The sequence below is a fragment of the Chryseolinea sp. T2 genome, from assembly GCF_037203685.1.
Taxonomy (GTDB): domain Bacteria; phylum Bacteroidota; class Bacteroidia; order Cytophagales; family Cyclobacteriaceae; genus Chryseolinea.
The window spans coordinates 117,489-143,729 of the sequence record NZ_JBBCAU010000004.1 but is presented as its reverse complement, the minus strand read 5'-3'; the positions used below and the strand labels follow the sequence as shown (position 1 = coordinate 143,729).

23 protein-coding genes are annotated in these 26,241 nt (G+C 47.1%); 7 read left to right on the top strand and 16 right to left on the bottom strand.

Going from position 1 to position 26,241, the window contains the following annotated elements:
- Positions 1–27 precede the first annotated feature (27 nt).
- Genes WBG78_RS15070 through WBG78_RS15060 form a run of 3 tightly spaced genes read right to left on the bottom strand, consistent with a single transcriptional unit; the run spans position 28 to position 4,516 of the window.
- Positions 28–2,091, bottom strand: a complete 2,064-nt coding sequence (locus tag WBG78_RS15070; RefSeq protein ID WP_337327275.1) for a glycoside hydrolase family 127 protein — start codon at positions 2,089–2,091, stop codon at positions 28–30.
- 26 nt (positions 2,092–2,117) lie between these two features.
- Positions 2,118–2,816, bottom strand: a complete 699-nt coding sequence (locus WBG78_RS15065) for an L-ribulose-5-phosphate 4-epimerase (RefSeq protein WP_337327274.1) — start codon at positions 2,814–2,816, stop codon at positions 2,118–2,120.
- Complete coding sequence (locus tag WBG78_RS15060; protein ID WP_337327273.1) at positions 2,813–4,516, bottom strand: ribulokinase; 1,704 nt, start codon at positions 4,514–4,516, stop codon at positions 2,813–2,815. The genes WBG78_RS15065 and WBG78_RS15060 overlap by 4 nt, the downstream gene beginning before the upstream one ends.
- A gap of 209 nt (positions 4,517–4,725) precedes the next feature.
- Between WBG78_RS15060 and mtgA the strand changes: the two genes are divergently transcribed.
- Together mtgA and WBG78_RS15050 are read left to right on the top strand one after the other, a co-directional pair.
- Positions 4,726–5,454: a monofunctional biosynthetic peptidoglycan transglycosylase gene (gene mtgA / locus WBG78_RS15055; RefSeq protein WP_337327272.1), complete on the top strand. Its 729-nt coding sequence runs from the start codon at positions 4,726–4,728 to the stop codon at positions 5,452–5,454.
- Between the two features lie 98 nt (positions 5,455–5,552).
- A complete protein-coding gene (locus tag WBG78_RS15050) occupies positions 5,553–6,335 on the top strand; it encodes a glutaminyl-peptide cyclotransferase (RefSeq protein ID WP_337327271.1) in 783 nt (260 codons plus the stop codon).
- Here WBG78_RS15050 and WBG78_RS15045 read toward each other — a convergent pair.
- From WBG78_RS15045 to WBG78_RS15030, 4 genes are all read right to left on the bottom strand, one after another.
- On the bottom strand, positions 6,322–7,296 hold the full coding sequence (locus WBG78_RS15045; RefSeq protein WP_337327270.1) for a succinylglutamate desuccinylase/aspartoacylase family protein: 975 nt from the start codon (positions 7,294–7,296) through the stop codon (positions 6,322–6,324). The two genes, WBG78_RS15050 and WBG78_RS15045, sit on opposite strands and share 14 nt — an antisense overlap.
- Before the next feature lie 15 nt (positions 7,297–7,311).
- Complete coding sequence (rimK, locus tag WBG78_RS15040; RefSeq protein WP_337327269.1) at positions 7,312–8,220, bottom strand: 30S ribosomal protein S6--L-glutamate ligase; 909 nt, start codon at positions 8,218–8,220, stop codon at positions 7,312–7,314.
- 63 nt (positions 8,221–8,283) lie between these two features.
- The gene (locus WBG78_RS15035; RefSeq protein WP_337327268.1) at positions 8,284–8,724 is read right to left on the bottom strand and encodes an ATP-dependent zinc protease family protein; all 441 of its coding nucleotides are present in this window, start codon (positions 8,722–8,724) and stop codon (positions 8,284–8,286) included.
- A gap of 104 nt (positions 8,725–8,828) precedes the next feature.
- A complete protein-coding gene (locus tag WBG78_RS15030; protein ID WP_337327267.1) occupies positions 8,829–9,332 on the bottom strand; it encodes a DUF2911 domain-containing protein in 504 nt (167 codons plus the stop codon).
- A 356-nt stretch (positions 9,333–9,688) separates the two neighbouring features.
- Here WBG78_RS15030 and WBG78_RS15025 point away from each other — a divergent pair, with 356 nt between their 5' ends.
- Positions 9,689–10,516, top strand: coding sequence for a hypothetical protein (locus WBG78_RS15025; RefSeq protein ID WP_337327266.1), 828 nt, complete (start codon positions 9,689–9,691; stop codon positions 10,514–10,516).
- A 40-nt stretch (positions 10,517–10,556) separates the two neighbouring features.
- Here the strand turns inward: WBG78_RS15025 and ffh are convergent, their stop codons facing one another.
- From ffh to WBG78_RS15010, 3 genes are all read right to left on the bottom strand, one after another.
- The gene (ffh, locus tag WBG78_RS15020) at positions 10,557–11,888 is read right to left on the bottom strand and encodes a signal recognition particle protein (protein ID WP_337327265.1); all 1,332 of its coding nucleotides are present in this window, start codon (positions 11,886–11,888) and stop codon (positions 10,557–10,559) included.
- A 70-nt stretch (positions 11,889–11,958) separates the two neighbouring features.
- A complete protein-coding gene (locus WBG78_RS15015) occupies positions 11,959–13,116 on the bottom strand; it encodes a glycerate kinase (RefSeq protein WP_337327264.1) in 1,158 nt (385 codons plus the stop codon).
- Positions 13,117–13,122: 6 nt separating this feature from the next.
- Positions 13,123–14,316, bottom strand: coding sequence for a molybdopterin molybdotransferase MoeA (locus WBG78_RS15010; protein WP_337327263.1), 1,194 nt, complete (start codon positions 14,314–14,316; stop codon positions 13,123–13,125).
- Positions 14,317–14,360: 44 nt separating this feature from the next.
- On the opposite strand from WBG78_RS15010, the gene moaC reads away from it, so the two are divergent.
- Both moaC and WBG78_RS15000 read left to right on the top strand, forming a co-directional pair.
- Positions 14,361–14,846 (top strand): cyclic pyranopterin monophosphate synthase MoaC, encoded by a 486-nt coding sequence (gene moaC / locus WBG78_RS15005; RefSeq protein WP_337327262.1) that lies wholly within the window; start codon positions 14,361–14,363, stop codon positions 14,844–14,846.
- Positions 14,843–15,646, top strand: coding sequence for an ion transporter (locus WBG78_RS15000; RefSeq protein ID WP_337327261.1), 804 nt, complete (start codon positions 14,843–14,845; stop codon positions 15,644–15,646). The genes moaC and WBG78_RS15000 overlap by 4 nt, the downstream gene beginning before the upstream one ends.
- Before the next feature lie 94 nt (positions 15,647–15,740).
- Here WBG78_RS15000 and WBG78_RS14995 read toward each other — a convergent pair whose 3' ends face one another.
- The 6 genes from WBG78_RS14995 to WBG78_RS14970 form a co-directional block, all read right to left on the bottom strand.
- Positions 15,741–17,315, bottom strand: coding sequence for a PorP/SprF family type IX secretion system membrane protein (locus WBG78_RS14995; protein ID WP_337327260.1), 1,575 nt, complete (start codon positions 17,313–17,315; stop codon positions 15,741–15,743).
- Complete coding sequence (locus WBG78_RS14990) at positions 17,278–19,653, bottom strand: FG-GAP-like repeat-containing protein (protein ID WP_337327259.1); 2,376 nt, start codon at positions 19,651–19,653, stop codon at positions 17,278–17,280. The genes WBG78_RS14995 and WBG78_RS14990 overlap by 38 nt, the downstream gene beginning before the upstream one ends.
- A 2-nt stretch (positions 19,654–19,655) precedes the next feature.
- Positions 19,656–20,468, bottom strand: coding sequence for an energy transducer TonB (locus WBG78_RS14985; RefSeq protein ID WP_337327258.1), 813 nt, complete (start codon positions 20,466–20,468; stop codon positions 19,656–19,658).
- Positions 20,469–20,552: 84 nt separating this feature from the next.
- On the bottom strand, positions 20,553–21,119 hold the full coding sequence (locus WBG78_RS14980) for an RNA polymerase sigma factor (protein ID WP_337327257.1): 567 nt from the start codon (positions 21,117–21,119) through the stop codon (positions 20,553–20,555).
- Positions 21,120–21,565: 446 nt separating this feature from the next.
- Positions 21,566–21,994 (bottom strand): molybdenum cofactor biosynthesis protein MoaE, encoded by a 429-nt coding sequence (locus WBG78_RS14975; RefSeq protein WP_337327256.1) that lies wholly within the window; start codon positions 21,992–21,994, stop codon positions 21,566–21,568.
- Positions 21,995–22,072: 78 nt separating this feature from the next.
- Complete coding sequence (locus WBG78_RS14970; protein ID WP_337327255.1) at positions 22,073–22,315, bottom strand: MoaD/ThiS family protein; 243 nt, start codon at positions 22,313–22,315, stop codon at positions 22,073–22,075.
- 210 nt (positions 22,316–22,525) lie between these two features.
- On the opposite strand from WBG78_RS14970, the gene moaA reads away from it, so the two are divergent.
- Together moaA and WBG78_RS14960 are read left to right on the top strand one after the other, a co-directional pair.
- Positions 22,526–23,518: a GTP 3',8-cyclase MoaA gene (gene moaA, locus WBG78_RS14965; protein WP_337327254.1), complete on the top strand. Its 993-nt coding sequence runs from the start codon at positions 22,526–22,528 to the stop codon at positions 23,516–23,518.
- A gap of 69 nt (positions 23,519–23,587) precedes the next feature.
- A complete protein-coding gene (locus tag WBG78_RS14960) occupies positions 23,588–26,023 on the top strand; it encodes a YfhO family protein (protein ID WP_337327253.1) in 2,436 nt (811 codons plus the stop codon).
- Positions 26,024–26,241 lie beyond the last annotated feature (218 nt).

Sequence of the window (26,241 nt, the reverse complement as noted above, 5' to 3'; positions counted from 1 at the left end):
TATTCATTGATAGTATTAAACTGTAACCTATTCAGCTGGAATAATCGTAAGATCTTTGATCCCAACCGGAAACCACACCATCATTTCTCCCGTGCCGCGATGGGCCCAGGCATAGTATGGAATTGCCGTGAATGATTTCGAAATTGTTGTTACTTGAGTTGGCGTCTTCACTTCGATGGCAGGCACCTGTCCCCTGATCACCTGAACCCCGTTTAAAAGGCCGGGGACAAACTCAGTTGAAAACACTACGTCTTGAGGAACGATCATGTCACTCACCTTAGCATCGTTGTCTTTCCATTCTGCGCAGTAGATTATCGGGCCTCGTTGAAGCGCAACTTTCTGCCGGTCATCAATAAGTTTATTGTTCGCCACCACTCTTTGAATATCCATGGGCAGCACTACTTCAATCCTGTCACCTTTGCGCCAGGAGCGATTAAGAACAGCGTAACCGTTAGACATTTCAAAGGGGATCACGTTGCCGTTAACCAGGATAGTAACTTTTTGAGTGCTGCTGGTTGTAAATGAATACAAGTCCGAAGGAATTGCCTCTCCCCTTGCCCAGCCTGGAATCCTCAGCTTCAAAGCAAATTTCTCCGGCCGTGAAGGGTTGATGGTGAATTTCAATGCTCCGCTCCACGGATAGTCATTTTGCTGTACTATCTCAACCGAACGATTGTCAATCTTTATGTTTGACGTTCCGGACACAAAGAGGTTGATGAATATGTCAGACTTGCTTGTGGCGTACACATAACCCGGTATGGATGGGATAAGCCTGGTGACATTGGTCGGGCAGCAGGAACAAGTGAACCATCCTGAACGACCACCCTCCATGTCGCTGTGTCTGAACGCGGAAGTGATTTCCATGGCATTGGTATAGAAGAATGAATTACCATCCATGCCAACTCCGGAGATCATACCATTGTAAAGAGTTTTCTCCAGCACATCAATGTACTTCGCATCGCCATGAAGCAAAAACATACGCTGATTCCAATAGATGTTTGCAATGGCAGCACATGTTTCATTGTAAGCCGTTCGATTTGGCAACTCATAATTCTGCCCGAATCTTTCTCCGTCGCCCACAGCTCCGATACCACCCTGCACATATATCTTCTTCTGCACAACGTTTTGCCAAATGCTGTCTACAGCCTGGACCATTTGTGCATCATTTGTAAGAGCGGCAACATCGGCCATTGCAGAATACAGGTAGCCCGCACGAACGGCATGGCCCACCGCTTCCCTTTGTTTGGTAACGGGAATATGGTCCTGCCAGTAAGCGCCATTTTTCCATGGGTCCTTGCTTGCTGAATCGTAGCCGGCAAACCGACCGCGTTCTTCGAGGAAGTCCTTCGCAGTCTCGAGATATTTTTTGTTGCCTGTGAGCCGGTACATTTTAACAAGCCCCATTTCTACAACCTCGTGCCCTGGCGCAACGTGCCGCCTACCCGGCCCAAAGACTGAACAGACGAGATCGGCATTTTTGATAGCGACATTGAGGAGATTTCGCTTTCCTGTTGCCATGTAGTGCGCGACCGCCGCTTCGTAAAGGTGGCCTGAATTATAAAGCTCATGACTAAGTTCGCGTTCCTTTTCCCACCGCTCCTTACCGGCCCACTTGTGCGTCTTCAGGGGATCAATTGTTCGTGCCGTATACAGATAGCCATCCGGTTCCTGTGCCGCAGCCACCTTTTGTATCAGCGTGTCAATGTAAAGTTCGAGCGCCTTGTCGGGATAAAGACTTAGTGAAAACGATGCGCCTTCAATTGTCTTATAGATATCTGTATCATCAAATGGATACACGGTGCAGAAAGCACCACTATGAGCTGCCGCCATCTCAAAGTTTTTCACACGTCCCGTTGCCTCGCACCGTTCAAAAGATGCAGGAATTGTAACCGTATGATTAGTCCGGATGCGCGGCAACCAGAATTTGTCATTGAATTTTACCTGAGTGAACGGAACAGCCTGTATTGAGTAATCAACCTGTTGCGCTTTGACCAGTGAAGCTATCATTACCAGCAACACAACAGTGATTAAAGTTGCAGGTGACTTAACTGAAATTTTACATTTCAGTGATTGATTAGACTGAAGCGACATATCAACAATGAATTAGGTTGATCGACTTATTGTCCATAGTAAGAGTGAGGTCCATGCTTACGTTCAAAATGTTTTTTGATAAGGGCATCTTTAAGGCGAGCGGCTTTCGGATTAATTTGTTCGGTGACATAAGCCATCTCAGCAACAGCCTCCAGCACGGCGCTGTTATAGACTGCCTTATCCGCAGTCTTTCCCCAGGTAAACGGTGCATGGTTGCCGACCAGAATCATCTCTACCTCGCGATAATCAAGATTACGTTCCTGAAAACAATTGAGTATCTGGAATCCCGTCTCATGCTCATAGTTACCGGCTATCATGTCGTCGTGCATCGGCGGTGCGCAGGGAATGTCAACAGTATTGTGATCAGCGTGCGTCGTTCCATAAATTGGAATGTCGCGTTGGGCCTGTGCCCAAGCCGTTGCGAATTTGGAATGCGTGTGTACTATAGCCCCGATGTCTGTCCAGTTCTTATAAAGCACAGCATGCGTAAGGGTGTCAGAGGATGGTCTAAGCTTGCCATCAACAACTGTTCCATCGAAATCAACAATAACCATCTTCTCTGCGCTAAGATCACGATATGGAACGCCGCTGGGCTTGATGGCAAATACACCTTCTTTTCTATCGACAGTACTTACGTTACCGAACGTGAAGATCACTAAACCGAGTTCGGGTAACTGCATGTTCGCCTGATAAGCGGACTCGCGAATGGCTTGAAAGCGACTCATACGCTTAATACTTTTTCATTGACATCCGCCTTAGGCATATTTTCGACGAGCGCTGCCAGTCGCCGGTATTTCTCATAACGCTTGCCATATACGTCCGCCGCATTAAGCTGGGGAAGGAAGGTCATGTCAAAGCCCTGACCCATCGCCGACATCGCCTCCTCTACGCGTGGATATAATCCTGCGGCTGTTGCTGCGAACATTGCCGCACCAAACGCACACGTCTGTTCTGACCTGTGAATCTTGATTGGCATATTCATCACATTTGCCATTGTCTGCATTATGTAAGGAGATTTACGCGCCACTCCGCCCATGCCTATCAGCCCACGCACCCTTACTCCTTCTGCGTTAAAACGATCGACGATCGCCCTGGCTCCATAACAGGTGGCCTCCACCCATGACTTAAACAAATGTGGAGCACTGGTTCCAAGTGTAAGTCCGGTAATTGCCGCCGACAATTCCTGGTTGGCGTCGGGAGTACGGCGTCCATTGAGCCAATCAACGGATACGGGATCATCATCACTTAACGGAAGGGCTATTGCTGCATCGGATAAAGCGCGAATCATTCCTCCGCGCATTTCTGAGCGGATCTTCTCTGCAGCCTCCTCCGGCAACCACCGTGAATTTGATAGCAGGTTGTCGATTGGCCAGGCAAGCAGGTCGCGGAACCACGCGTACGTATCGCCAAATGCAGACTGACCCGCTTCAAGGCCGATCATGCCAGGGATGACTGAACCATCAACCTGCCCGCAGATGCCGTGAACAAGCTTCGATCCAATATCCTCATAGGAAGCAATCATCATATCACAGGTGGAAGTTCCCATTACCTTACTGAGATATCCTTTTTCGATCTGTCCACCAACGGCTCCCATATGCGCGTCAAATGCTCCTACGCCCACTATCACATCTTTGGACAGGCCCAATCGCTCAGCCCAGTAAGTGCTTAATCTGCCAGCAGACGCAGAGGCCGTGTACGTATCAGTAAACAACCTTGCCCGAAAACCCGTGAGAACAGGATCAAGTGTGGCAAAGAATTCTTCAGGGGGAAGTCCTCCAAAAGGTTCTGCCCAAAGCGCCTTGTGTCCGGCGGAGCAAACCCCGCGTTTCATTTGCGAGATGTCCGTGCCTCCAGTGAGAAGAAATGGAATCCAGTCACAATGTTCTACCCAGGAGTAGCACGCTTCCTTCACATTTTTATCACTCCGAAGAGTATGAAGCAACTTTGCCCAAAACCATTCGGATGAATAGATACCTCCAACATATTGCAAATAATCGGTTTGGAATTTCCCGGCGTGAGCGTTGATCTCAGCAGCTTCCTTAACAGAAGTATGATCTTTCCATAGGACAAACATCGCGTTGGGATTCTCTGAAAATGCAGGATGCAGCGCTAAAGGAGTTCCCTGTTTATCTACAGCAACAGGAGTGGAACCAGTTGTATCTACTGATATCCCTTTGACCGAGTCCCTAACGCCGCTCCCAGCTGATGCAAGAGCTCCTTTTAAAACAGCTTCCAGACCGTCGATATAGTCCTGCGGGTGCTGACGAAATTGATTGATCTCGGCATGACAGTACAGTTTGTCTCTCCATCGCGGGTAGTGAAAGACTGATGATGATACCTCTTCTCCGGAAATTGCGTTCACTACAATTGCCCGCACGGAATCCGTCCCGTAGTCTATACCTATTACAAATGCGTCTTTGTTCATGGGGAATCAGGTGTGAATCGTCTGCCTTTGGTCAGTCACGATTGTGCTTTAGATCTGAAATCTGCAGAGCGCACCCCGCAATCCGATCTGAGCAAACGATTGAGGAGGTCAATATACTGACAATAAGTGTAACAAGTACAATTATTTTGTTTAGGCCGTTCTTCATCGCAAAAGCGATGCTTTTAATTAACTTTGCCCGCTAAGCGCCTATGGCAGTCCCCCAATATTTTTTACGGCTGTGGCAAACATCAAAGAAGGTCCTGCTCTTCCTGTTCGCTGCTCATTTTATTTACATCATTGTTCTCAAATGGGTTGACCCTCCGATAACAATTACTCAACTGGTTAGCTGGGTTTCGGGCGATGGCTTACGCCGGGACTATGTGTCGATGGAAGAAATTTCGGAACAGGCCCCCCTTGCAGTGATGGCCGCAGAAGACCAGCTCTTTCCGGATCACAATGGCTTTGATGTGAAAAGCATCCAAAAGGCCATGAACGCCAACGAGAAAAACAAGAAGAAGCTCAGAGGTGCATCGACGATCAGCCAGCAGGTCGCAAAGAATGTTTTCCTTTGGCAAGGCAGATCGTGGCTTCGGAAGGGCCTTGAAGCTTATTTCACATTCATGATCGAGGCAATCTGGGGAAAGAAGCGAATACTCGAGGTTTACTTAAATGTCGCCGAAATGGGCAAGGGCGTTTATGGTATTGAGGCGGCATCCAATTACTATTTTCATAAACCGTCAAAGAAGCTGACCGCAGCCGAAGCGGCGAAAATTGCCGCCTGTCTTCCGAACCCCAAAAAGTATAAAGTCAATCCCCCATCATCGTATATCATAAAAAGATTTCCGTGGGTGGTGCGCCAAATGGATAATCTGCGAGGCGACAAGGAGATCCAGAATCTGATAGACAATTCCCCCAGAAAGTTAAAGGCCCAGCTTTAAGGTCGCTCATAGAGATTTCATCTCTGGCCGGTTATTTGTAATGGTTGGCGCATATTGCTGGATTATAGCTACTTTGCCACTTCGAAATATTTGTATTGATGAACAACCGTCTACTACCTGCAGTTTTGCTCGCGTTGATTGTGCTGGGCTGCGGTGAAAAAAAGACAGCCGAAACGACAGCCGTCGATCCTCTTAACATATCTTTTTCAGTCATTAGTACGTTGCCTCATGAACCCGATGCGTTCACCGAAGGTCTGACGATTCATAATAACCGGGTGCTTGAGAGCACTGGTCAAAACGGTAAATCATGGGTCGCTGAAGTGGATCCGGCAACCGGTAATCACGATAAGAAAATCATACTCGACAGCCGATATTTTGGAGAGGGTATGACGGTGCTGAACAACAAGTTGTACTACTTAACCTGGCAAACGAAGATTGGTTTTGTGTACGATATTCGCACCTATAAACAAATTGGTGAGTTCAACTATGATAACGAAGGATGGGGACTGACTCATGACGGCAAAAATCTGATCATGAGTGCCGGTACAGACAAGCTGTATTTCCTCGACACGGCAACACTTAAGGTTGCCCGTACGCTGTCGGTAAAAAACGGCAACATCGCCGTGAAGAACCTGAACGAGCTGGAATATGTTAACGGCTACATCTTTGCAAATGTGTATGAAACTTCCACCATTGTAAAAATTGATCCCGGCACAGGCAAGGTTGTCGGGCATCTCGACCTTTCGGTTCAGGTGGATGAGATCAAGAGGATGTTCCCCAATACAAATGAGCTTAATGGTATCGCATACGACAAGAACTCGAATGCGCTGCTGATCACTGGAAAGAACTGGCCTCGAAGCTATCTGATCAAGTTGCAATAGGTACGTCGAGCCGGCAGAGATTGTCCATGCCGATGTGCATCAACGCGTCGCCGGCATTGATCACCGGAATGTTGTTCAGTCCAATCACATAACCTTTTTCGGGGGCTACAATCTGTTCCTTAAACTCTCCGAAGGGATCTGTAATGGTGCCTACCCATTCTCCGGCATTTACCAACTGTCCGCACCGAACACTGGACTGAAACAACCCGGCGTTGCGTGCACGTATCCATGAAGTGCTCCAAACCACCCGGTTCTCCTCGTTTGGCTCAGGCGCCCAATCAATCATCTTAAGGTATTTCATCAGGCGAAGGGTACCTGAAATTCCCTCTTCAATAGCATGCTGATCAAAGCGCAGCGATTCGCCGCCCTCGTATACAATTATGTTCTTTCCTTTTCGGGCAGACTCCTTGCGAAGAGAATTGGGTCGGTACGGCGAATCAATGGTAAAGGGAGCGTTGAACGCATTTGCCAACTCATTGTTGACGCCATCCTTTAGCACGGCCCGTACCTGCGGATAATTGGTGCGCATAGCCCCACCGGTATGGAAGTCGATTCCATAGTCTATGTAAGGAATCACTTCTCTCATTAAATGATAGGCGACGCGGCTGGCCAGCGACCCGTTCTTATTGCCCGGGAAAGAGCGGTTAATATCTTTCCCGTCAGGAACATCACGGGAGAAGTTCAGGAATCCATAGACGTTAACAATAGGCATACAGATTGTAATGCCCCGCTTTGGTTTGCTGAGACCAGTGTCGAGCATGCGGCGAACGATTTCCATTCCGTTGATCTCATCTCCATGCATTCCCGCTGTAAGTGCCAGCACAGGTCCCTCTTCCAGCCCACGTGATACATAGATTGGCGTGTCGATTACCGTATGTGACGGCAACCGCGCAATGTTGATGTCTATTTCACGGAAGTCACCAGGCATAATTTCCTGCCCGGCAATAACAAACTTTTGCAAATCAGTTGCTTTTGATTAAGCGTTGACCTTATCCTTTTGGATCTTTTTCTTTCCCGCTTTGACCTCAAGATACTTAAAAATCTTTCCCGCGATATCAACCTGGGTGGCACCCTCGATCCCCTCCAGGCCTGGTGAAGAGTTCACCTCCAGTATGAGCGGCCCGCGATTTGATGGAATCATATCGACACCGGCCACATCAAGGCCCACCTTCTTGGCCGCAGTTATGGCGGCGTGCTTCTCGGTCTTAGTCAGCTTTACAACGGTAGCGGTACCACCGCGGTGCAGATTGGATCGGAATTCACCTTCACGGGCCTGCCTTCTCATAGCTCCAACTACTTCTCCATTTACAACGAAGGCACGAATGTCGGCACCTTTGGCCTCCTTGATGAATTCCTGAACGATGATTCGTGCATGCAATCCATGGAATGCCTCGATTACTGATTTAGCAGCTTTTTTATTCTCGGCAAGCACCACACCAAGACCCTGGGTACCTTCGAGAAGCTTGATAACAACCGGTGCACCACCAACCGCCTCAACTATTCCTTCTGTTTCTCTGGAATAATCCATGAATATTGTCTTGGGCAATCCAAGACCAGCTCTTGAAAGTATTTGTAGACTTCTCAACTTATCCCTTGAACGTATGAGTGCCTGCGATTCGACCGCGGTAAAAACCTTCATCATCTCAAACTGACGGACCACCGCAGCACCATAGAAAGTAACGGATGCTCCAATCCGTGGAATGATTGCATCGAAATAATCCAAACGCCTTCCCTGATAAAGGACAACAGGATTCTTCTTCTCTATAAAAAGAACACACTTCATGTGATCAATGATCTCAACCTTGTGACCCCGGGCCTCACCGGCCTGTTTCAGGCGTTGTGTGGAGTACAGCTTAGCGTTTCGGGAGAGAATAGCGATGTTCATAAAAGTCTGATTGAATTTAAACTAATGTTGATAAAAGGAATTGTGGGATCGAAGCCAGTGAGACTACTTTTTTTGCGCCAGGCTACGCTTCCTCTTTTGCTTAAAAGAAAGATTCTTTTGATCGACATCTATCAGGAAGCGATTTCTCAGAATCTTTCTGCCAATAAGGACAGGAAATTTTAATGATCCGCGATTGCATAATGAGAATTCGGTGTCGATCTCCTCATCAAAGATTTTCATAGTGGTAACAATGACGAATCTGCGTTCTACTTCGCCAAAGGAGTTTCTAATATCGCGGACCTCGTATTCAGTAAACCGAAAACGGACACCAGTAAATTCAGGATGCTCTTCATCCAGGAGAACGAATTCAAGAACGCCTTCAACAACTTCAGCCGATTGACAATGCAGGCTCGAAGTGTAAGCACCCGTATCTACTTTCGCATGGATATCAAGTACGCCCAACTGCGGTAGATCTACTCTGTCTGAACGACCCAGAATACGCATACACTGCCAGGTTTGATCCTTATTGCTGCGGTCGCAGCGATAGCAATTTGGTCAAAATAAAAAGCCACGCTGCAAGCGTGGCTCAATTATTTTTTTGTGACCAGTTAACCCTTAACCTTGAACGACACAGCAGTGTCTTCCCACTTCAATTGAATATTGTCCTTTCCAATGGAAATATTAAATGTTTCCACAAAGGCAGGAGCTTTTGACGCCGGAACGTTCACGCGCAACAAGTCCTTTGACTCCTGGTAATTAAATGCCCCCATTTGGTTTGCTTCCTTGTTTATTATAATCGTCCATTCTTTTTCATTTGGAATGGTGAACAATGCATACTTACCTGCTGGAACATCTTTTCCCTCGATTTTAACTGGCTTGTCGAACTCTATCGTTGTTGCTTCATTCGCTCCGGTGCGCCATACTTTACCATAAGGATCCTTTCCACCAAGCATTTTTCTGCCTCTTGCGGAGGGTTGAGAATACACGATCGTAATTTTTGAGGCTCCTATTTTTCCTTCAACTGTTGCCTTGGGACTTAATGGTTTGTTCTCCTGTCCAAAACTTGTTACGGCCATCGCGACGGCAAACAGCAAAAATGTGATTCTTTTCATAGATAGTTGTTTGATGTTAGTTCGTTCAAAAGTTAGGTAAATCCCTCAGAAATGTAAAAATGCCCCGAGTAGTCGGGGCATTCTTAACCTATATATAACAACCTGTAAACTATATATATCAACGACCACATGACCGATTTGGTTTGGGACACAGGGGTTATTTTTTTAAAAAAGTATCCAGATCGTAACGAATGACGGGCGACTGCCGAACTAATTCCCTGAGGCGCAGTTAATTCGACTACAATTTCTGATAACCCGAATTCCTGTCTTCATCTACGGTTACGGGGCGATCGTATCTATTTCCGTCATGGCAATTCCCATATCGCCAGTTTTGGATCAGACAGCCAAAGATCCCCATGCAACGCAATCAATCCGGTGTTCTCGCGATATGTTCCCTCTTACTGGCTGTGGCCGCGTGTCAGGAAGAGACGACTTACGGTGGATTCACAACTACCAGTTCAAGTGCTCTGGAAGGCAGTGGTAGTCAGACGATAACAATAGACCTCGGTGCCACCGCCACAACATCTACATTAATAACGTATAGGGTAGGCGGAAATGCCGCAATGGATGGAGACTATCACCTCACCACAGCTACGAGCTACTATTCCGACGCACCAACTGTAACGGTTCCTCCCGGTGAATCAACAGCAACAATAACTTTCGACATCATTGATGATCAGCAGATAGAGCAGGAAGATGAGGTGATTTACTTCGAGATAACGGCGATATCCGATGCGAGCATCGCAGGAAATTTCAGGCAGGGCAGTTTCGTTTTTCAAATTCTGGATAACGATGAACCAAAGGGTTCGGATCTTCAGATAGATCTCGCGTGGAATCTCGGAGATGGTGTTCGGATCAATGCATCAAATTTTAACCTTTATCTGGCAACAGGCGTAACAGTCGACGCCAGCGGATCAGTAACGGAGTTTCAGGCTGTGGACGGCAAGACGAGTGCCAACGAAACGGGTTTTGAATCAGTTGTTATCGACAACAACCTGCCAGATCAAAAGTACTATGTAATCATCGATTACATCTCCGGCGACGACCCGGCGACGCTGACGTTACAATTCAACTCCGATCAGGTAAAGAAAAGTGCATCAGGTCGGGTCAGTTCTGCGTCAATCGGAAAGCTCCTGTACCTGGGTCCCATTACAAAGAGCGGCAGCAACTTTTCATTTCAATGATTCGCGTGCCACAAAAAGAGAAAACCTGCAGATAAAGAGATTACTTTCCGAATGGGTTCAGTGCAGACATCGCGCGTTTGCCTCCACCCATTTTGTTCATCGTCTTCATCAGCTTGCGCATGTCGCCAAACTGCTTCAATAACTGATTGACCTGTGATACAGTGGTTCCACTTCCTGCTGCAATACGGTTCTTACGACTGCCATTGATCACCTCAGGATTTTCGCGTTCATAATTCGTCATTGAACGAATGATGGCTTCAATCGGTTTAAAGCTGTTATCATCAATGTCGACGCCTTTCATTGCTTTACCGACGCCGGGAATCATACTGAGCAGATCTTTCATGTTACCCATCTTCTTCACCTGCTCAAGCTGAGATAAAAAGTCGTTGAAGTCGAACTGGTTTTTGCGGATCTTCTTATTGAGTCGTGCTGCCTCTTCGGCATCAAACACTTCCTGAGCTTTTTCTACAAGCGAAACCACATCACCCATTCCAAGGATCCGGCTTGCCATACGATCAGGATAGAAGCGGTCAAGCGCATCCATCTTCTCGCCAAGACTCATGAACTTGATAGGCTTATCCACTACACGGCGTATAGACAAAGCAGCACCGCCACGGGTGTCACCATCAAGCTTGGTGAGAACAACGCCGTCAAAATTAAGGCGATCGTTGAAGGCCTTCGCAGTATTAACAGCATCCTGACCCGTCATTGAATCCACAACGAACAGCGTCTCGGAAGGATTAAGTGCTTTCTTCAGCCTTGCGATTTCATTCATCATCTCCTCGTCGACAGCAAGTCGACCGGCGGTATCGACAATGACTACGCGATGATTGTTTTTTCGCGCGTAATCCAATGCGTTGTTGGCAATTTTAACGGCGTCCTTATTTTCAGGCTCAGCGTAAACTTCAACTCCTACCTGTTCACCAAGTACCTTCAGCTGATCGATAGCGGCGGGTCGGTAGATGTCGCAGGCCGTGAGCAGAACCTGGCGACCTTGCTTCTTCAGATAGTTGGCCAGCTTTCCGGAAAACGTTGTTTTACCCGAACCCTGCAAACCAGCAATCAGGATGATAGATGGATTTCCTTCAATCTTAATATCCTCACTGCGCCCACCCATAAGATCGGTAAGCTCATCGTTGGTGATTTTTACAAGCAGCTGCCCGGGAGAAATCGCGGTGAGAACATCCTGACCGAGGGCCTTTTGTCTGATCTCATCGGTAACCTCTTTCGCCACCTTGTAGTTAACGTCGGCGTCAATCAGCGCTTTTCTGATTTCCTTGATTGTAGAAGCAACGTTGATTTCAGTGATCCGACCCTGGCCCTTCAGACTCTGAAAGGCTTTATCCAGCTTATAACTTAAATTATCAAACATGATCTTTTCCGAAGTTTAATCCCTTGCCAGTCAGCCGGGAATATTGATTTTGGAGGGGCAAATTTAAGCACTATTGGCTGTCCGGCAAACCGGAGGCCTGCTGCCTGCCCGTAATGGCCAAATAATTGTCCCGAACACGCTTTCGGAGGAGTTCCGGCCCGTTGGCGATGGCGGTTTCGACTGATGTGTGATCATCTGCCAGCGTAATCAGCCTGGCTATGCCCAGGCGCGTTAAATCGGAATTGTTAAGCGTGGATATACCCGCGACAACAGCCAGCGGCTTCCGATGCAAGGCGGCCAATGTCGAAACTCCTTTGACAACTTTACCAGACAGGGTCTGATCGTCAAGTTTGCCTTCGCCTGTAATGATGACGTCGCTCGACTTTATAAGATCCTCCAGCTTAACATATTCCATGATAAAGTTTATCCCTGGCTGGATCACGGCTTTTCCAAAAACACTAAGTGATACAGGAAAGCCTCCCCCGGCACCGGCGCCTGGAAAGTTCGTATTTGAATAGCCATACCGTTGCAATACGGACTCGTAATGCCGCAACCCGCGATCGAGAACCTGAACGTCTTCGGGAGTGGCTCCCTTTTGGGGGGCGAAAACAACTGCCGCTCCCCGTTCACCGTAAAGCGGATTGTCAACGTCGCAAAAAATAGTGAATGTGGCCTCACCCATTTTAGGGTGAAGATCGGAGGCGTCTAATCGGTCAATCTTGTCCAGTGAATCACCAATGCCTTCAAGAATCTTTCCCTTTGTATCAAAAAAACGGATGCCCAGCGCAATCATCGCCCCGATGCCAGCGTCGTTTGTCGCTGTGCCTCCAATCCCAATACATATGTTTTTCACCCCGCTATCCAGCGCGTGCCGTATCATTTCGCCCGTTCCAAAACTGCTTGTCAAAAGTGGATTTCTGCGGTCTTTGGGCACAAGGTTCAGACCTGATGCCGCTGCCATTTCGATGAAGGCTGTCTCCCTTTCCGGCGTAAGTCCATACTGTGCTGACACGCGTTCTCCGAGAGGATCGCGCGCGATGATAGTCCTGTAGGTTCCCGCAGATGCAGTTGTTAGCACCTCCGTCGTCCCTTCTCCTCCATCCGCCAGGGGTACGACGATGCATTCGGTTGACGGGTCCCCTGACAAGAGACCGTCGCGAATTGCCTGACCAACGTCATTTGCCGACATCGAACCTTTGAATTTGTCCGGAGCTATAAGTATTCTCATCGACGACTAACGAAACGAATAATATGGATAAGCATCGCCCTTTTTCGCTGGCGATCCCGACCCAGGAAGTTCCAGGAAGCCGGTAACTTCTTTGAGATTGGCGAAATCACCCGAGCCACCCCCCGCGTTGGGATAAGCAGTGAGAGTACCCTTCTCGTTCTTCACGGCAACCTGTAAAAAGTATGTCATGTCAGGCGGGCCTTCAAAGTCGCGGGCCAGCACAGCATACTCAGGTTCCCGTGCAATATGATGACCCTTGAATATCCACGGACGAACGTAGCGATAGAAACACAGGTAAGTTGAAACGGGATTTCCTGGCAAGGCAAAAACCGTTTTTCTTCCATCGCCGGAAGTGCCAAACCAGAACGGTTTCCCTGGTCGTTGATTGACACGATGAAATCGCTTTACGATACCATTTGCTTCCAATGCATCCGGGACAAAATCAAATTTCCCTTTCGAAACGCCACCGGAAATGATCACCGTCTCGTGTGACTTCAATATATTATCCAACTGCGCCGTTACCACTTCTTTGTCGTCGGGCAAATGAAAGGTTTTGGAAGGCCATCCTATCTCCATCATTGCCGCCTGAATGGCATAACTGTTCGATCGCCGTACCTGGTGAGGCAAAGGCGTTGAATCGATCGGCACGAGCTCATCGCCGGTCGATACAATTGCTGTTGATGGAAAATCGAAGACCTCTACAAGCTTTTTACCCACGGACGAAAGCAGCGCCACTTCGGCTGGAGAGATCAATGTACCGGGCTGTAAAAGCGAGGTTCCGGCCAATGCATCGCTTCCGCGGCTATGAACATTTTGACGATGATTTACCCTATCGGAAGTAACGGTTGCATTTTTGTTTTCTAAAGTGATCTGCTCGTATGGTATAACAGTATCAGTTCCCGCAGGCAATGCTGCCCCGGTCATTATCTCAATGCAATGCTCAGGATTACTAAGAGTTTGGGGCGCCTGCCCCGCTGCCTGAATACCCTCGACGACGAAACTTCTGAAACCTCTCGACCAGGTATTGTGGGATATTGCAATTCCGTCCATGGTTGCCCGGTTTATTGGAGGGAGGTCGCGATCAGCAGACACGGCCCCGGCCAGGGATCGGCCAACCGCCAGGTCTACAGATATTGCACTAATGGAAAAAGGGGGAACATTAGCCAACACAATTGCTGACGCCTCCGTTACTGTGACCATCTGATATTATCTTATATCTTACATTTGTTCGGCTTACAAGGTACATGAGTAAAAAGACATTTTCACATGTCGATAAGAGTGGCAATCCCACAATGGTCGACGTATCTGCAAAACAAATATCCCGGCGTACTGCAAAAGCGCAGGCAATCATTCTGCCCGGAAAAGAAATCATTGATCAGATTCAGAACAATGAACTAATCACCCGAAAGGGGCCCGTATTCCAGACGGCCATAATCGCTGGTGTGATGGGTGCAAAGCAAACATCAGCACTCATCCCCTTTTGTCATCCCATTGGCCTCGACAATTGCCAGATAAGAATTCACGTTGCCGGTGAACGCATTATAATAGATTCTGAAGCAGTAATAGAAGCTAAAACCGGAGTAGAGATGGAAGCATTGACCGCAGCAACGGTCGCAGCACTAACGGTCTATGACATGTGTAAAGCCATCTCGCACGACATTCGGATTCAGGAGATTAAACTTATGGAGAAGACAGGAGGCAAATCTGATTTCAAACGCGACGACGAATGACCTTCCGCAGAAGACTTTACATCACGCTCGACCCTTCTGAACGCGGTGGACTATCGGAACAGATCTTTGAGTTCTTTCTGGTTATTATTATCATTCTCAATATCATTACGATCACTATCGACTCCGTTGGGGATATTGACAGAGAGTATGGAACACACTTTCGGCGATTCGAAAATTTCTCCCTCATTTTCTTTACGCTCGAATATATAGCCAGAATTTATTCGATTGTTGAAAAACCAAAGTACAACCATCCCATAAAAGGAAGGCTGAAGTTTGCTGCAACGCCTTTGGCCATAATAGATCTCTTAACATTTCTGCCATTTTATCTCGCCTTTCTTCCCCTTGATCTGCGGGTTCTTCGAATATTCCGGCTGATGTCACTTTTCAGGATGTTCAAGATTGCACGTTATCTGCAGGCACTGGAGATCTTTAAGCGAGTGATCGTCGAACGCAAGGAACAGCTCGTTCTAAGCTTCCTGTTCATCCTTTTTATCCTCGTGATTATTTCCTTTGCCATGTATTACGTCGAGCACGATGCTCAACCTGATAAGTTCAGTAGCATCCCGGCTGCCATGTGGTGGGGAATTGCCACTCTAACAACAGTTGGATATGGTGACCTCGTTCCAATTACATCTCTCGGAAAATTCCTCGGCGGTATTTTCGCGATAGCCGGAGTCGCGTTGCTGGCATTGCCTGCCGGCGTACTTTCTTCAGGTTTCTTTGAGCTGCTCTACAATGACCGAAAGCAAAAAACTCACCACTGTCCGCATTGCGGAAAAGAATTCCATGACGCAGAATGAACAGAGCAACTTTGCTCTTTTCATCTGACAATAAGTTCTATTAACGGCTATTCGCCAGCTCATTTAAAGTAAACAGGAGCAACAGTCGAACAGCTTATTTATTGTAGACGATTGTCATCTCCACTCTCCTGTTCAGTGCTTGTTTATCGGGTGTCGCATTGTCGTTCAATGGTTCGCTCATGCCTTTGCCATCAACCACAATCCTGGCCGATTCAACCCCTGCATTAACGAGATAGTCTCTGAATGCCTGTGCTCTTGCCAGCGAAAGTCTGATATTGAACTTATCAGATCCAATGTTGTCTGTGTGTCCAACGAGTTGTAAGTGAAGGTCGTGATTGTCTTTTAATGCTGTAGCCAGTTGATCAAGGTACTCTCTCGCCTCTGCACTTGGTTCAGCACTGTTGAATTCGAAACCAAATCGAAGCGTAGCTTTCTCAAGAATCAACGGCTCATGCTTCAATTGGCCGGCCATTCCCATAGCGGCCAGCGAATCCTGCTTCAGCCGGAGGCGTTCACTCATCGTTGCCGTATGCAGCGAGTCCTTACGTACTGCTGATGAATCACGAACTACCACTGGAGGCTTCTTCACGCCTACCGGCGCTGAGAGCTTCTTAGGTTTTTGAGCGACGGAAGCCTGTTTGCTGTTCGCCTTTTGCTTTTTCTTTCTGGCAATTTCCTTCTTTAGCACAATACCTACTTCTATCGCGCCGGTGTTTGCAACATTGTTATAAAAGAAGGGAAAGTCATAACTAACTCCCAATGCAATACGATCGTTTTGATATTGCAACCCCAATACCGCAGAGCGGCCAAAAACAAAACCTGATCTCAAGTCCAGATAAGGAGAACCTTTATTCGATTTGATCAGATCGTAACGAAATACCGCCCCCGCATTGACCACGTTGTTCGACGCGCAGCGCGTATATAAAACCTGGGGAAAGATGCTCAATTGCCTCCGCTGATAGACGCGTAGCCCGCCTCCGGCAACCATAGTCGGATTCAATGGCCATGCGGTGATAAATGCTTCCTCCGGACGATTCAGGTCAAAAAATGAAATGTCCCAGTAGCCAGCAACGGTTTCGTCCTTATCTTCTATCTGCCAGTGAAGGCCCATGCTGAAAGTGACGTAATCGCTCTTCAGTTCGCCGAAGTTCTCGCCCGGCGAAACAGACTCATCGAAACCCCGGTCCGGAATATATTGCGAGCCGGTGTAAAGTCCGTCGAGGTTAATTCTGCGACCCTGATATAGCACCTTTGCTCCCAATGAAAGCGATTGGCGCGAGGCCACTGCTATATTAATTGCATAGGAAAGTCCGGCCTCCTGCGTACTGAAAATTCCGGCTTGCCCCGAGCGATCGTCCAGAAAAGAAACACCTACACCGGACCATCGGTTGCCCGTACGGGACTGAATCGGATACATAGCATTAAGCGAGTTGCTGGCCAATCTGAACCCACCGTCCGTTCCCTGATTTCGATAAACAAAGGCAACCTGCGCATAATTGGAAGTTGCCACCAATGCCGGATTGATTCGTTGTGGAGTGAAGTTGAACTGACTGAATTGAAAGTACTGTGCCCTTGCCTGAGTCGAAGTGACTTCAAGCACAATTATCAACAAAAGGTGTACAACGGTACGCCTATCGAACGAGTACAATAGACCCAGTGTCTTTGCCATTTAACAGTAACCTATCGCCGGAGCCAAGCTTGCCTTTAACCTTCCAGAAGTATACACCTGCCGGTTGTTTCGTGCCCTTCTTCGTACCGTCCCACCCTTTTTGCATGGCATCGCTTAAACTGTTGGTGCGGTATATCTCAGCACCTTCACGATTGTGTATCGTGAATTGGAAATCTTTCACTTCCGTAAGACCGTATATCTTAATCTCATCGTTCTTCCCATCGTCGTTCGGTGTAAAAAGATTGGGAACATAACCACCGTTTTCAATATGAACTGTTGCCCCGGCCGTGCCGGCACAGCCCAAAGAATCGTATCCGGTAACCAAATAACTGGTTGTCACTGCAGGTGCTGCTACGGGATCAGCAACGCTGACTGATGACAATCCGGATGCCGGTGTCCATTCATAACGACTTCCTCCCGAAGCAACAAGCCTTACATCTGAGCCAACAGGAATTCTAACCTGATCAGGAGAAACAGTGATCAGCGGCGTGCTGAGTCTTACAACTGTTTTATCCTTCTTCGTACAACCTGTTGCACTTACCATTGTCGCTGTTATCGTGTCTGCTTCAGATACAACTACATTGATTGTACTACCGGTCCCAAGATCTCCATGTTTGTAACTCTTCCACGAGACACTGCTCCATCCTGATTCAACGCTGAGCTTTAATGATTGACCGGCACATGCGTATTTCTCAACAACAGAGCGCAATGCGTTGTTTCCAATTTGTACTTGCATCACCTTCAACGCGTCGCACCCTTTCGCCGCCGGATCGTAATAAAACACTGTATCGTTGGAAGCCGTGAGTTCAATCGCGGCACGTTTACCCAAAAAGCCTTTTGCAAACGAAAACCACAGTGATTCATGCGGAGCGGTCACGGTATGCTTTTCATTTTCACACAACGTAAGTTTCGTCACAGACGCTGATGAACATGCTGAGGACGAACCAATACAGAGGCGACTTGAATTAAAAGCGTTGTCAATTGCCTGAACTGCAAACTGCCGTGCATTGCTGACACGCAACAGCTTGAAATTCTGAGTTCCATTATTACCATGAGTTACACTAAGTCGTTTTTCATTAAGGAGATCAAACTCCCCGGCGTAGCCAGTGGTGCCATCAATGTAGAGATCGTAGGTAATGGATTGAAGGGGCGTCCGGTCATCGCCTGCGGGATCCCAATAGTAAAAGAAGCGATTGAATACGCGGGTCACGATTGCATTCTTTGGAGCAGATGGCGGCTTATTTACCGACGTCATATTTTCGTACGCCAGCAGCCGCAGATGATCTCCCGCAGCAAGGACAAGTACATCCAGATCTCCATCGCGATCCTCATCTCCAAATACGTGCGAGCGATATCCCAGGGAAGGTATCGTGTCATAATTGTTCATCGCGTACTGTACTACATTCATACTCTCACTGCCCTGCAATCCCTGATAATTGAAGTCAACGATCCCGTCTGAGTTAAGATCGGCGACAAATGGAGTGGCCTGGTTTAATGCAATAGCAATAGATACAGGGATATGCGAACCCATCGAACTTTGAAAGATCCGCGTTCCGTCAATTTGTTGCTTATCACGGCCCATCAACAAAAAGTCGAATACGCCATCTGCATTAAAATCTCCCCCCGAGGCCTTGCCGGAAAACTCAAACTTTGACGAAGGGTTAAGATGCAATTTTTCGTCGCTCAGCAAAATGGAAGATACAAGTGAATCATTGCCAACAGTTCCGGAAACAAATACATCTGTTCTTCCATCAGAATTCTGATCTGTCAAAGCGATAGAAAGCGGAGTGATCTTTGTCGAGTCGTGGGCCAATGTCCAGGCAAATGCAGTTGCCTGCCGGTACACCATCAGCTTTCCCGTGCCGGTTTGCCCATCGCTTAAAATCCATTCAGATCTGGCATCATTATCAAGATCAACAGGTAATAGTTCTGCGAACGCCGGCAAGAATAGTTGAGTTTCTGCGAATACAAAATTTCCCTGGTTAAGATAGACAGCCACTCTTCCGTCAGTACTCGACAGAACCAGGTCCATGCGGTTGTCACGATTGTAATCAACAAGAAGATGCCCCTTACGCGGGCCGATTGTTTGAGTAGCCTGCCAGTGTAAAAAAGGAGTAATGGTAGTATCACCTTTTACTACCTGCAGATAGTTTTTCCCGGCAGAGGATTTTGTAATCAGCAAAACGTCCAAAAGGCCGTCATTATTAAGATCAGCTCGAATTGGCTTCGCTTCAGTGATTGAGTCCGGCAAATGAATGGTATACGTATGACGAAACTGCTGCGCCAGGGCTAGTTGTGCTGTCAGCAGGAAAAATATACTTAGAATACGTAACACCATAACTAATTTTTCTGAGTGCGTTTGATTTCAAACGTAAGAGGAAGTGACAACTGACTGGCTACTGGTCGTCCGTTGAGCATAGCAGGGGTCCACAACGGCATTGCACCTATAAGGCGGATTGCCTCATTATCAAATGATTTTCCCAATGAGTGAGTAATTGCTACGTTCGCGGGATGCCCTTGTTCGTCAATTGTAAACGACACCGTCTCAACACCTTCAATTGAATCCTTAATCGCCTCCTTCGGATATTTCAGATTTTCCCCAAAATATTTATAAAGGTGGGCATATCCGTTTTGTGGCTCTGCCTGAACATAGATATCAGGTTGAGATTGTTCTTTATCGTTCACAGCGGATGGTTCGCCGCTTTGAACTTTGCGATCATTGGTTGTCGCCATTTTTCCGGAATCAGGCAATTGTGGGTTCCCGCGTTTTGCATTTCCTTTATCCGAACTGTGCGCGCCAGGAATATGCGCTTGCTTGTCTGGAGATGCCTCATCTGAATTGCTTTTCAATTCTTCGGGTTGATCGGGTTGATCCTTAACAGTACCCGGCGTGGTCTCTATAGTTTGCGCGTTAATACGTTCTGCATCACCATTGGCGATCGTCTGCGGCGAGATATCATTTCGGTTAGTAGTTAAATACCAGGCCAAAATAAGCACAACAATGACGGGCAGCGCTATCCAAATCCTGTGAAGCTTTTGTTTACGCGATTGCTTTCGTGCCGCCTCAACAACCTGGTCGAAATTCATATAGCTGCGAATCTCGTCGTCGGAAGGATTCGATTCATTATTCATTGAGTTGATCTTAATCTTCATGACGTAGTCTTAAACACTTTGGCTTATTGCTTTGGAAGTCCTGATTTCCATGCCCGCGCTGTTTGATAACGACGGACTCTCTAATCAGTGTGTCATAAAAAGCCTTTTCATTTTATCAAGCGCCCTGTATACACGAACCTTTGCATAGGTTTCGCTGATACCCAAAATGTCGCCCACTTCTTTGAAGGGACGTTGCTCAAAGTATCGCAGTTCAATAATTTGAAGTTCATCAGCCGAAAGCTTCCGTAACAGATGTGGAAGTCTTCTGTGTAAATCCTCGATTCCGTGATCTGTTGTTAAGTCTTCAAAGAGTGTATCAACGGATGCGCTATCTATCGAAACCAACCGTTCCCTTTTTGTCTTTCTGAAAAAACTGCTGCATTCATTGATCGCTATTCTAAAAAGCCAAGCAGAAAAAGGTAACCCCCTTGGCTCATACTTTTTCAAATTTGTTAATGCCTTCAGGAAAATCTGTGATGTTATATCTGCAGTTATCTCCTTCTCACCGATCCGCCGATAAACAAACAGGAATATTCTCTTAAAATATTTTTCGTAAAGCGGTTTGAAATACGCCGGATCAAGTTGAGACTTCTCAATAATGGAATTTTCTTCCGTCAAGTCATGAATACGTTGTATGTCTTCTTTGAACACGAAGCGCTTTTTTTTCTAATCGTTTGATTGATTCCTAAATGCGGAAATCCCAAAAAGATACATACAACCTCAAAGATTTTTTCGAAATTTTGCTTTATCAGACGTTAAAACTCAAAACTTTTCTTTGCATCTTGCGTACGGCTTTTAAAAACTATAGTTGACTATGAAAACAATCAATAGAACTCAGATTAATCCAATCCATCGGGATTTGATCATCGCAACACTGACTGGTTTCGCTATGGCCGTTATAGTGATTCTTGCTGTAGTCACCGTGATCGCATAATTCCGAACGACGACATAAAAAAGGCTGTCTCAAAAGAGACAGCCTTTTTTGTTTTGCGCGTCTGGATTCAATCGCCGCTCAAACTTCATTATCTCCGGGAGGGCTGATTAATAGTTGACTGAAAATAAAAAAAGCCATTTCAAGAAATGGCTGCTGTAAAGAATCATACTTTCATTGCCATCGCTGGTCTTGCTGACACCCATTCTTCTCCGCCTTCGAATACTTCTTTCTTCCAGATAGGCACACGTTCTTTCAAACTGTCGATGATGAATTGGCAAGCCTCGAAAGAGTCTTTTCGATGAGGTGTGGAAACAGCGACAACCACTGCAGTCTCGCCTGGTCTCAACGTTCCTATACGGTGACTCACAGCCCAGCCTAATAAAGGAAACCGCGATGCAGCCTCATCAATTATCTTTCTTATCTCTGATACTGCCATCGTCTCGTATGCTTCATATTCGAGCCAGACGACATTCTTACCATGCGCATTATTGCGAACGGTCCCGATAAAAACATTTACAGCTCCGGCGTTTAGGCTCGAAGCTGTATCAATCACCTTCTGAACATCAATGTGCTTCTCTGTTATTTTAATCATGGCTTAGAGGGTTGCGTGAAACAAAATGTGACCAGCAATGAAGGTAGACAATAAAAATTGAATAAGCGAAAGAAAATCCTATCCACCACTAACGGGTGGTATCAATGCGATCTCATCGCCGGGTGTCAGTATCTGGTCCTCTTCAGAGTACCCACTGTTAACGGCAATGTACAATGATCTAAGGTCGTTCAATTCCGGAAATTTGCTGGACAACGCCTGACGAAGGTCGCGGACGGTGTTCCCATCGACGTCAATTTCAGCCTCTTTTCCACCAAGAAGTTGTCGGGTGATACCAAACGCCAGTACTTTATACGTGTTCATAAAGGTCACTTTTATGGCTCGCACATCCCTGATTCACAGTTCAGGACTTACGCGATCACAAATTTAACGTTCAAAAGCTAACCTTCGTGCGAACCTTGCTTCAGAATTAAGCATTATTAGATATATGCGTGCCAGAAGACCAACTGCGACCCTCAAACGGCTGGCGTGTGTGGACATAATATCAGTATCTTTAGGCCTTTAGAATTTAACGTGGCGACACTCTTCGATAATCATGGACGCAAGCTCAGCTATTTAAGGATGGCTGTGACCGATCGGTGTAATTTGCGCTGCTTTTACTGCATGCCCGAAGAGGGTATCCGTTATCTTCCAAAGAAGGACCTCCTCACAAACCAGGAAATACTTCGCCTGGTGGGCATTCTTTCGGGATTTGGAATTAGCAAAGTCAGACTTACCGGTGGCGAGCCGTTTGTTCGCCCCGACATCATGCCACTCATCCGAAGTCTTGTTGAAATTCCCGGTATTCGCGACGTTCATCTGACCACAAATGGCGTGCTCACCGCGCCGCATATTGCTGAACTGAGCAAGCTAAATATTGCCGGAGTCAACTTAAGTCTGGACACTTTAGACAGAGATCGTTTTCGCGCCATCACTCATCGGGACGAATTTCAGAACGTTATGCGCACGCTTCATGCTCTGTTAGAGTCGTCGATACCCGTCAAGATCAATGCCGTTGTGATGGATGGCAAAAACACTGATGAAATCATTTCGCTCGTTGAGCTGGGCAGAAACAACCCGGTGGATATACGCTTCATAGAGGAAATGCCTTTCAATGGCGAAGGCAGTCATTACAACCGGTTGGAGTGGACGCATGTTCGCATTCTCGATCATATCCGGGCTCACTATCCTGGCCTGGCGAAGATTCATGACCCCGAATTTGCGACAGCAAGTGGCTATCGCGTCCCGGGCTTTGCAGGGACACTGGGAGTGATCGCAGCCTTTAGCCGTACGTTTTGTGGCACCTGCAACCGGATCCGGGTCACAGCACAGGGGACGTTGAAAACCTGTCTGTATGATGCCGGGGTGCTGGACGTACGAGCCTTGCTGCGACAGTCAGCAGATGATGCTTTAGTATCCGACCGTCTGCTGCAGGCGTTTCTTTCCCGCCCGAAAGATGGCTTTGAAGCGGAGGCATCCAGGCAGTCGAATCCGGTATCGGAGTCAATGTCCACCATTGGCGGGTGATGCACATACGTCATGAATCTTTAGATACAAATAAAATCCTTCCTATTTTGCGGCCGTTAATTCCGCAGAATGAAAAAAATTGACTTCCGACAGGCTCTTCCTCACCTGCTAGCCATTGTAGTATTTCTCATCGTAACCATTATTTTTTTCAGCCCTGTTTTCTTTGAAAACAAGTCCTTGAATCAAAGCGACATTACGCAATGGGAAGGTTCATCGAAATCAATGCGCGACTACCGTACCAAGACAGGAGAGGAAGCGCTGTGGTCAGAAAATATGTTTAGCGGAATGCCCGGATACCTCATCAACGTACAATGGGGAAACATATCCATTGGCTATCTGAAAAAGATTTTATCATTCAATCTTCCGCACCCCATATGCAACATCTATCTGGCCATGCTTTCATTTTACATTATGTTGCTGGCATTCGGCGTGCGACCTTATCTGGCAATTGCCGGCGCAATAGCATTCGGCCTTTCATCTCATCTGATTATCGGTCTCATTGCCGGCCATAGTGCGCGCATTGGTGCCATCGCATTCATGCCTCTCGTCGTTGCCGGAATACATCTGGTATTTACGAATCGAAGAATTATAGGATTTGGAACGACAACTGCTGGAATGGCCCTGCATTTAAGAGAGAATCACCTTCAGATCACTTATTATCTCCTTCTCATTGTCGTTGCCTATGGAATTGTACAGCTGGTGTGGCACATCCGTCAAAATCAACTGAAAGCGCTTGGAGTAAACATTGGTGTACTTGTGGTCGGCGTGGCCTTAGCCGCCGGATCTTACTTTGGTCCTATGTGGGCAGTAAATGAGTACACAAAATATTCACGGGGAGGTTCAGATCTCATTAAGCCAGGAGAAAAGCCATTAGCGGGAATAGGAAAGGAACGAGCCTTTTCCTACAACTACGCTTTGTCTGAACCGATGACGTTGCTTATTCCAAACTTCCTTGGCGGGTTCAACAATAACTATCTTGTTTCCGATCAGAACAGCGAAACGTACAAAGCGCTCGCCCGGTCTTCAAATCAGCAAGAGGCAAACCAGCTCGCCTACTACAGCGCTCCGTATTGGGGGCCCGATACTTCAATGCCTTACTATGCCGGTGCAATCATTGTGTTTCTTTTCGTGTGCGGTCTGTTCTTCGCCGACAAGTTTTATAGATGGTGGCTGTTGCCAGTTTCAATTTTCGCCATCATGCTTTGCTGGGGCAGCAATTTTGAAACGTTCAACTATTTCATATTCGATTACTTTCCCGGGTACAACAAGTTTCGCTCGGTCACCTTTGCCATTATCATTCCTTTGTTCGCAATGCCCCTGCTGGGAATGCTGGGACTTGAACAGTTGATGAAGACGACCTTCGATAAAGAGACGAAAAAGAAACTGATGATCTCCGGCGGTATAACGGCAGGCCTATGCGTGGTATTCCTGTTGTTTGGTGGAATGATGGGATTCGTGAGCGATGTGGAGCAAAGCGCTTCACTTCCTCAGTGGTTTCTGTCGGCTCTGATCGATGACCGTAAAGGACTGCTGCGAAGTGATGCTTTTAGATCGCTGGCGTTCATACTAGTTGCATTTGCTGCGATCTACTTTCAATCATGGAAAAAGATTTCACCATTCGCCTTTTATGCTCTTCTGATTTTTATGATCACGATGGACGCTTCGCTTGTGGATAAACGAGGACTCACTAAAGACAATTATAAGCGCACCCGTGAAGCGACTACGTTCGTGCCAACGGCATCCGACCAGGCCATTCTGCAGGATACTTCATACTTCCGTGTGTTTAACCTTCAGGGTGCATTTACGGAAGCGCGAACATCATACTTTCATCATTCTGTAGGAGGTTATCACGGCGCCAAGATCCGCCGTTATGCTGAGTTGATCGACACCTGCCTTGTCAGAGAGGCGCAGGAAATGGTCGGCAACATCCAGAGCGGCAAAATGGATATGAATGGTTATGGTATCTTCAATATGCTGAATGTGAAATATATCGTGTTCGGCCCGGACGCTAACAATTTCATACCTAACCCCGCAGCGAATGGGAGCGCCTGGTTTGTCAAAACAACTATTCCCGCAGCAAATGCAAACGAAGCAATTGCAAAGACATGTGCGGCTGACACAAGAACAGAAGCGGTACTCGAAGGTAGCGCGCCGGCTATCGCGGGTTATGACAGCGCTGCAACCATCCGATTGTTAACGCACAGTCCGCGTGAACTTCGATATGAAAGCAATTCAGCAGCAGAAGGTCTCGCTGTGTTTTCTGAGATCTATTACCCGATTGGATGGAAAGCCACTATCGATGGCCAGGAGGCAAAGATCCTTCAGGCCAATTATGTTCTGCGGGCGCTGAATGTTCCGGCAGGAAAGCATGCTATCGTGTTCCGTTTCGATCCGCCTTCTTATACAGCCGGAAATCCAATTACGACGATCTTCTCGTGGCTGGTAATCATCGCGCTGCTGGGTAGCATTGGCTGGTCTCTGCGAAAGCAGAGCACCATGGCCTGATGATGCAAAATCATCATCCCAGCGAGATCGTTTCAGGTATAACTGTAAATTTAACACGTGCTTAATCGTGCGCGTGTTTCTCTATAGATCTCCTATAGTGCTTCTATAGCTGCTCTATACTTTCTCTATACCCGCTCTATACTTTTCTATACCTTCTCTATACTCCTCTATACTTCTCTATACTCTGTTCGATCCCTGTACAGTCTTTTTGAATCCGG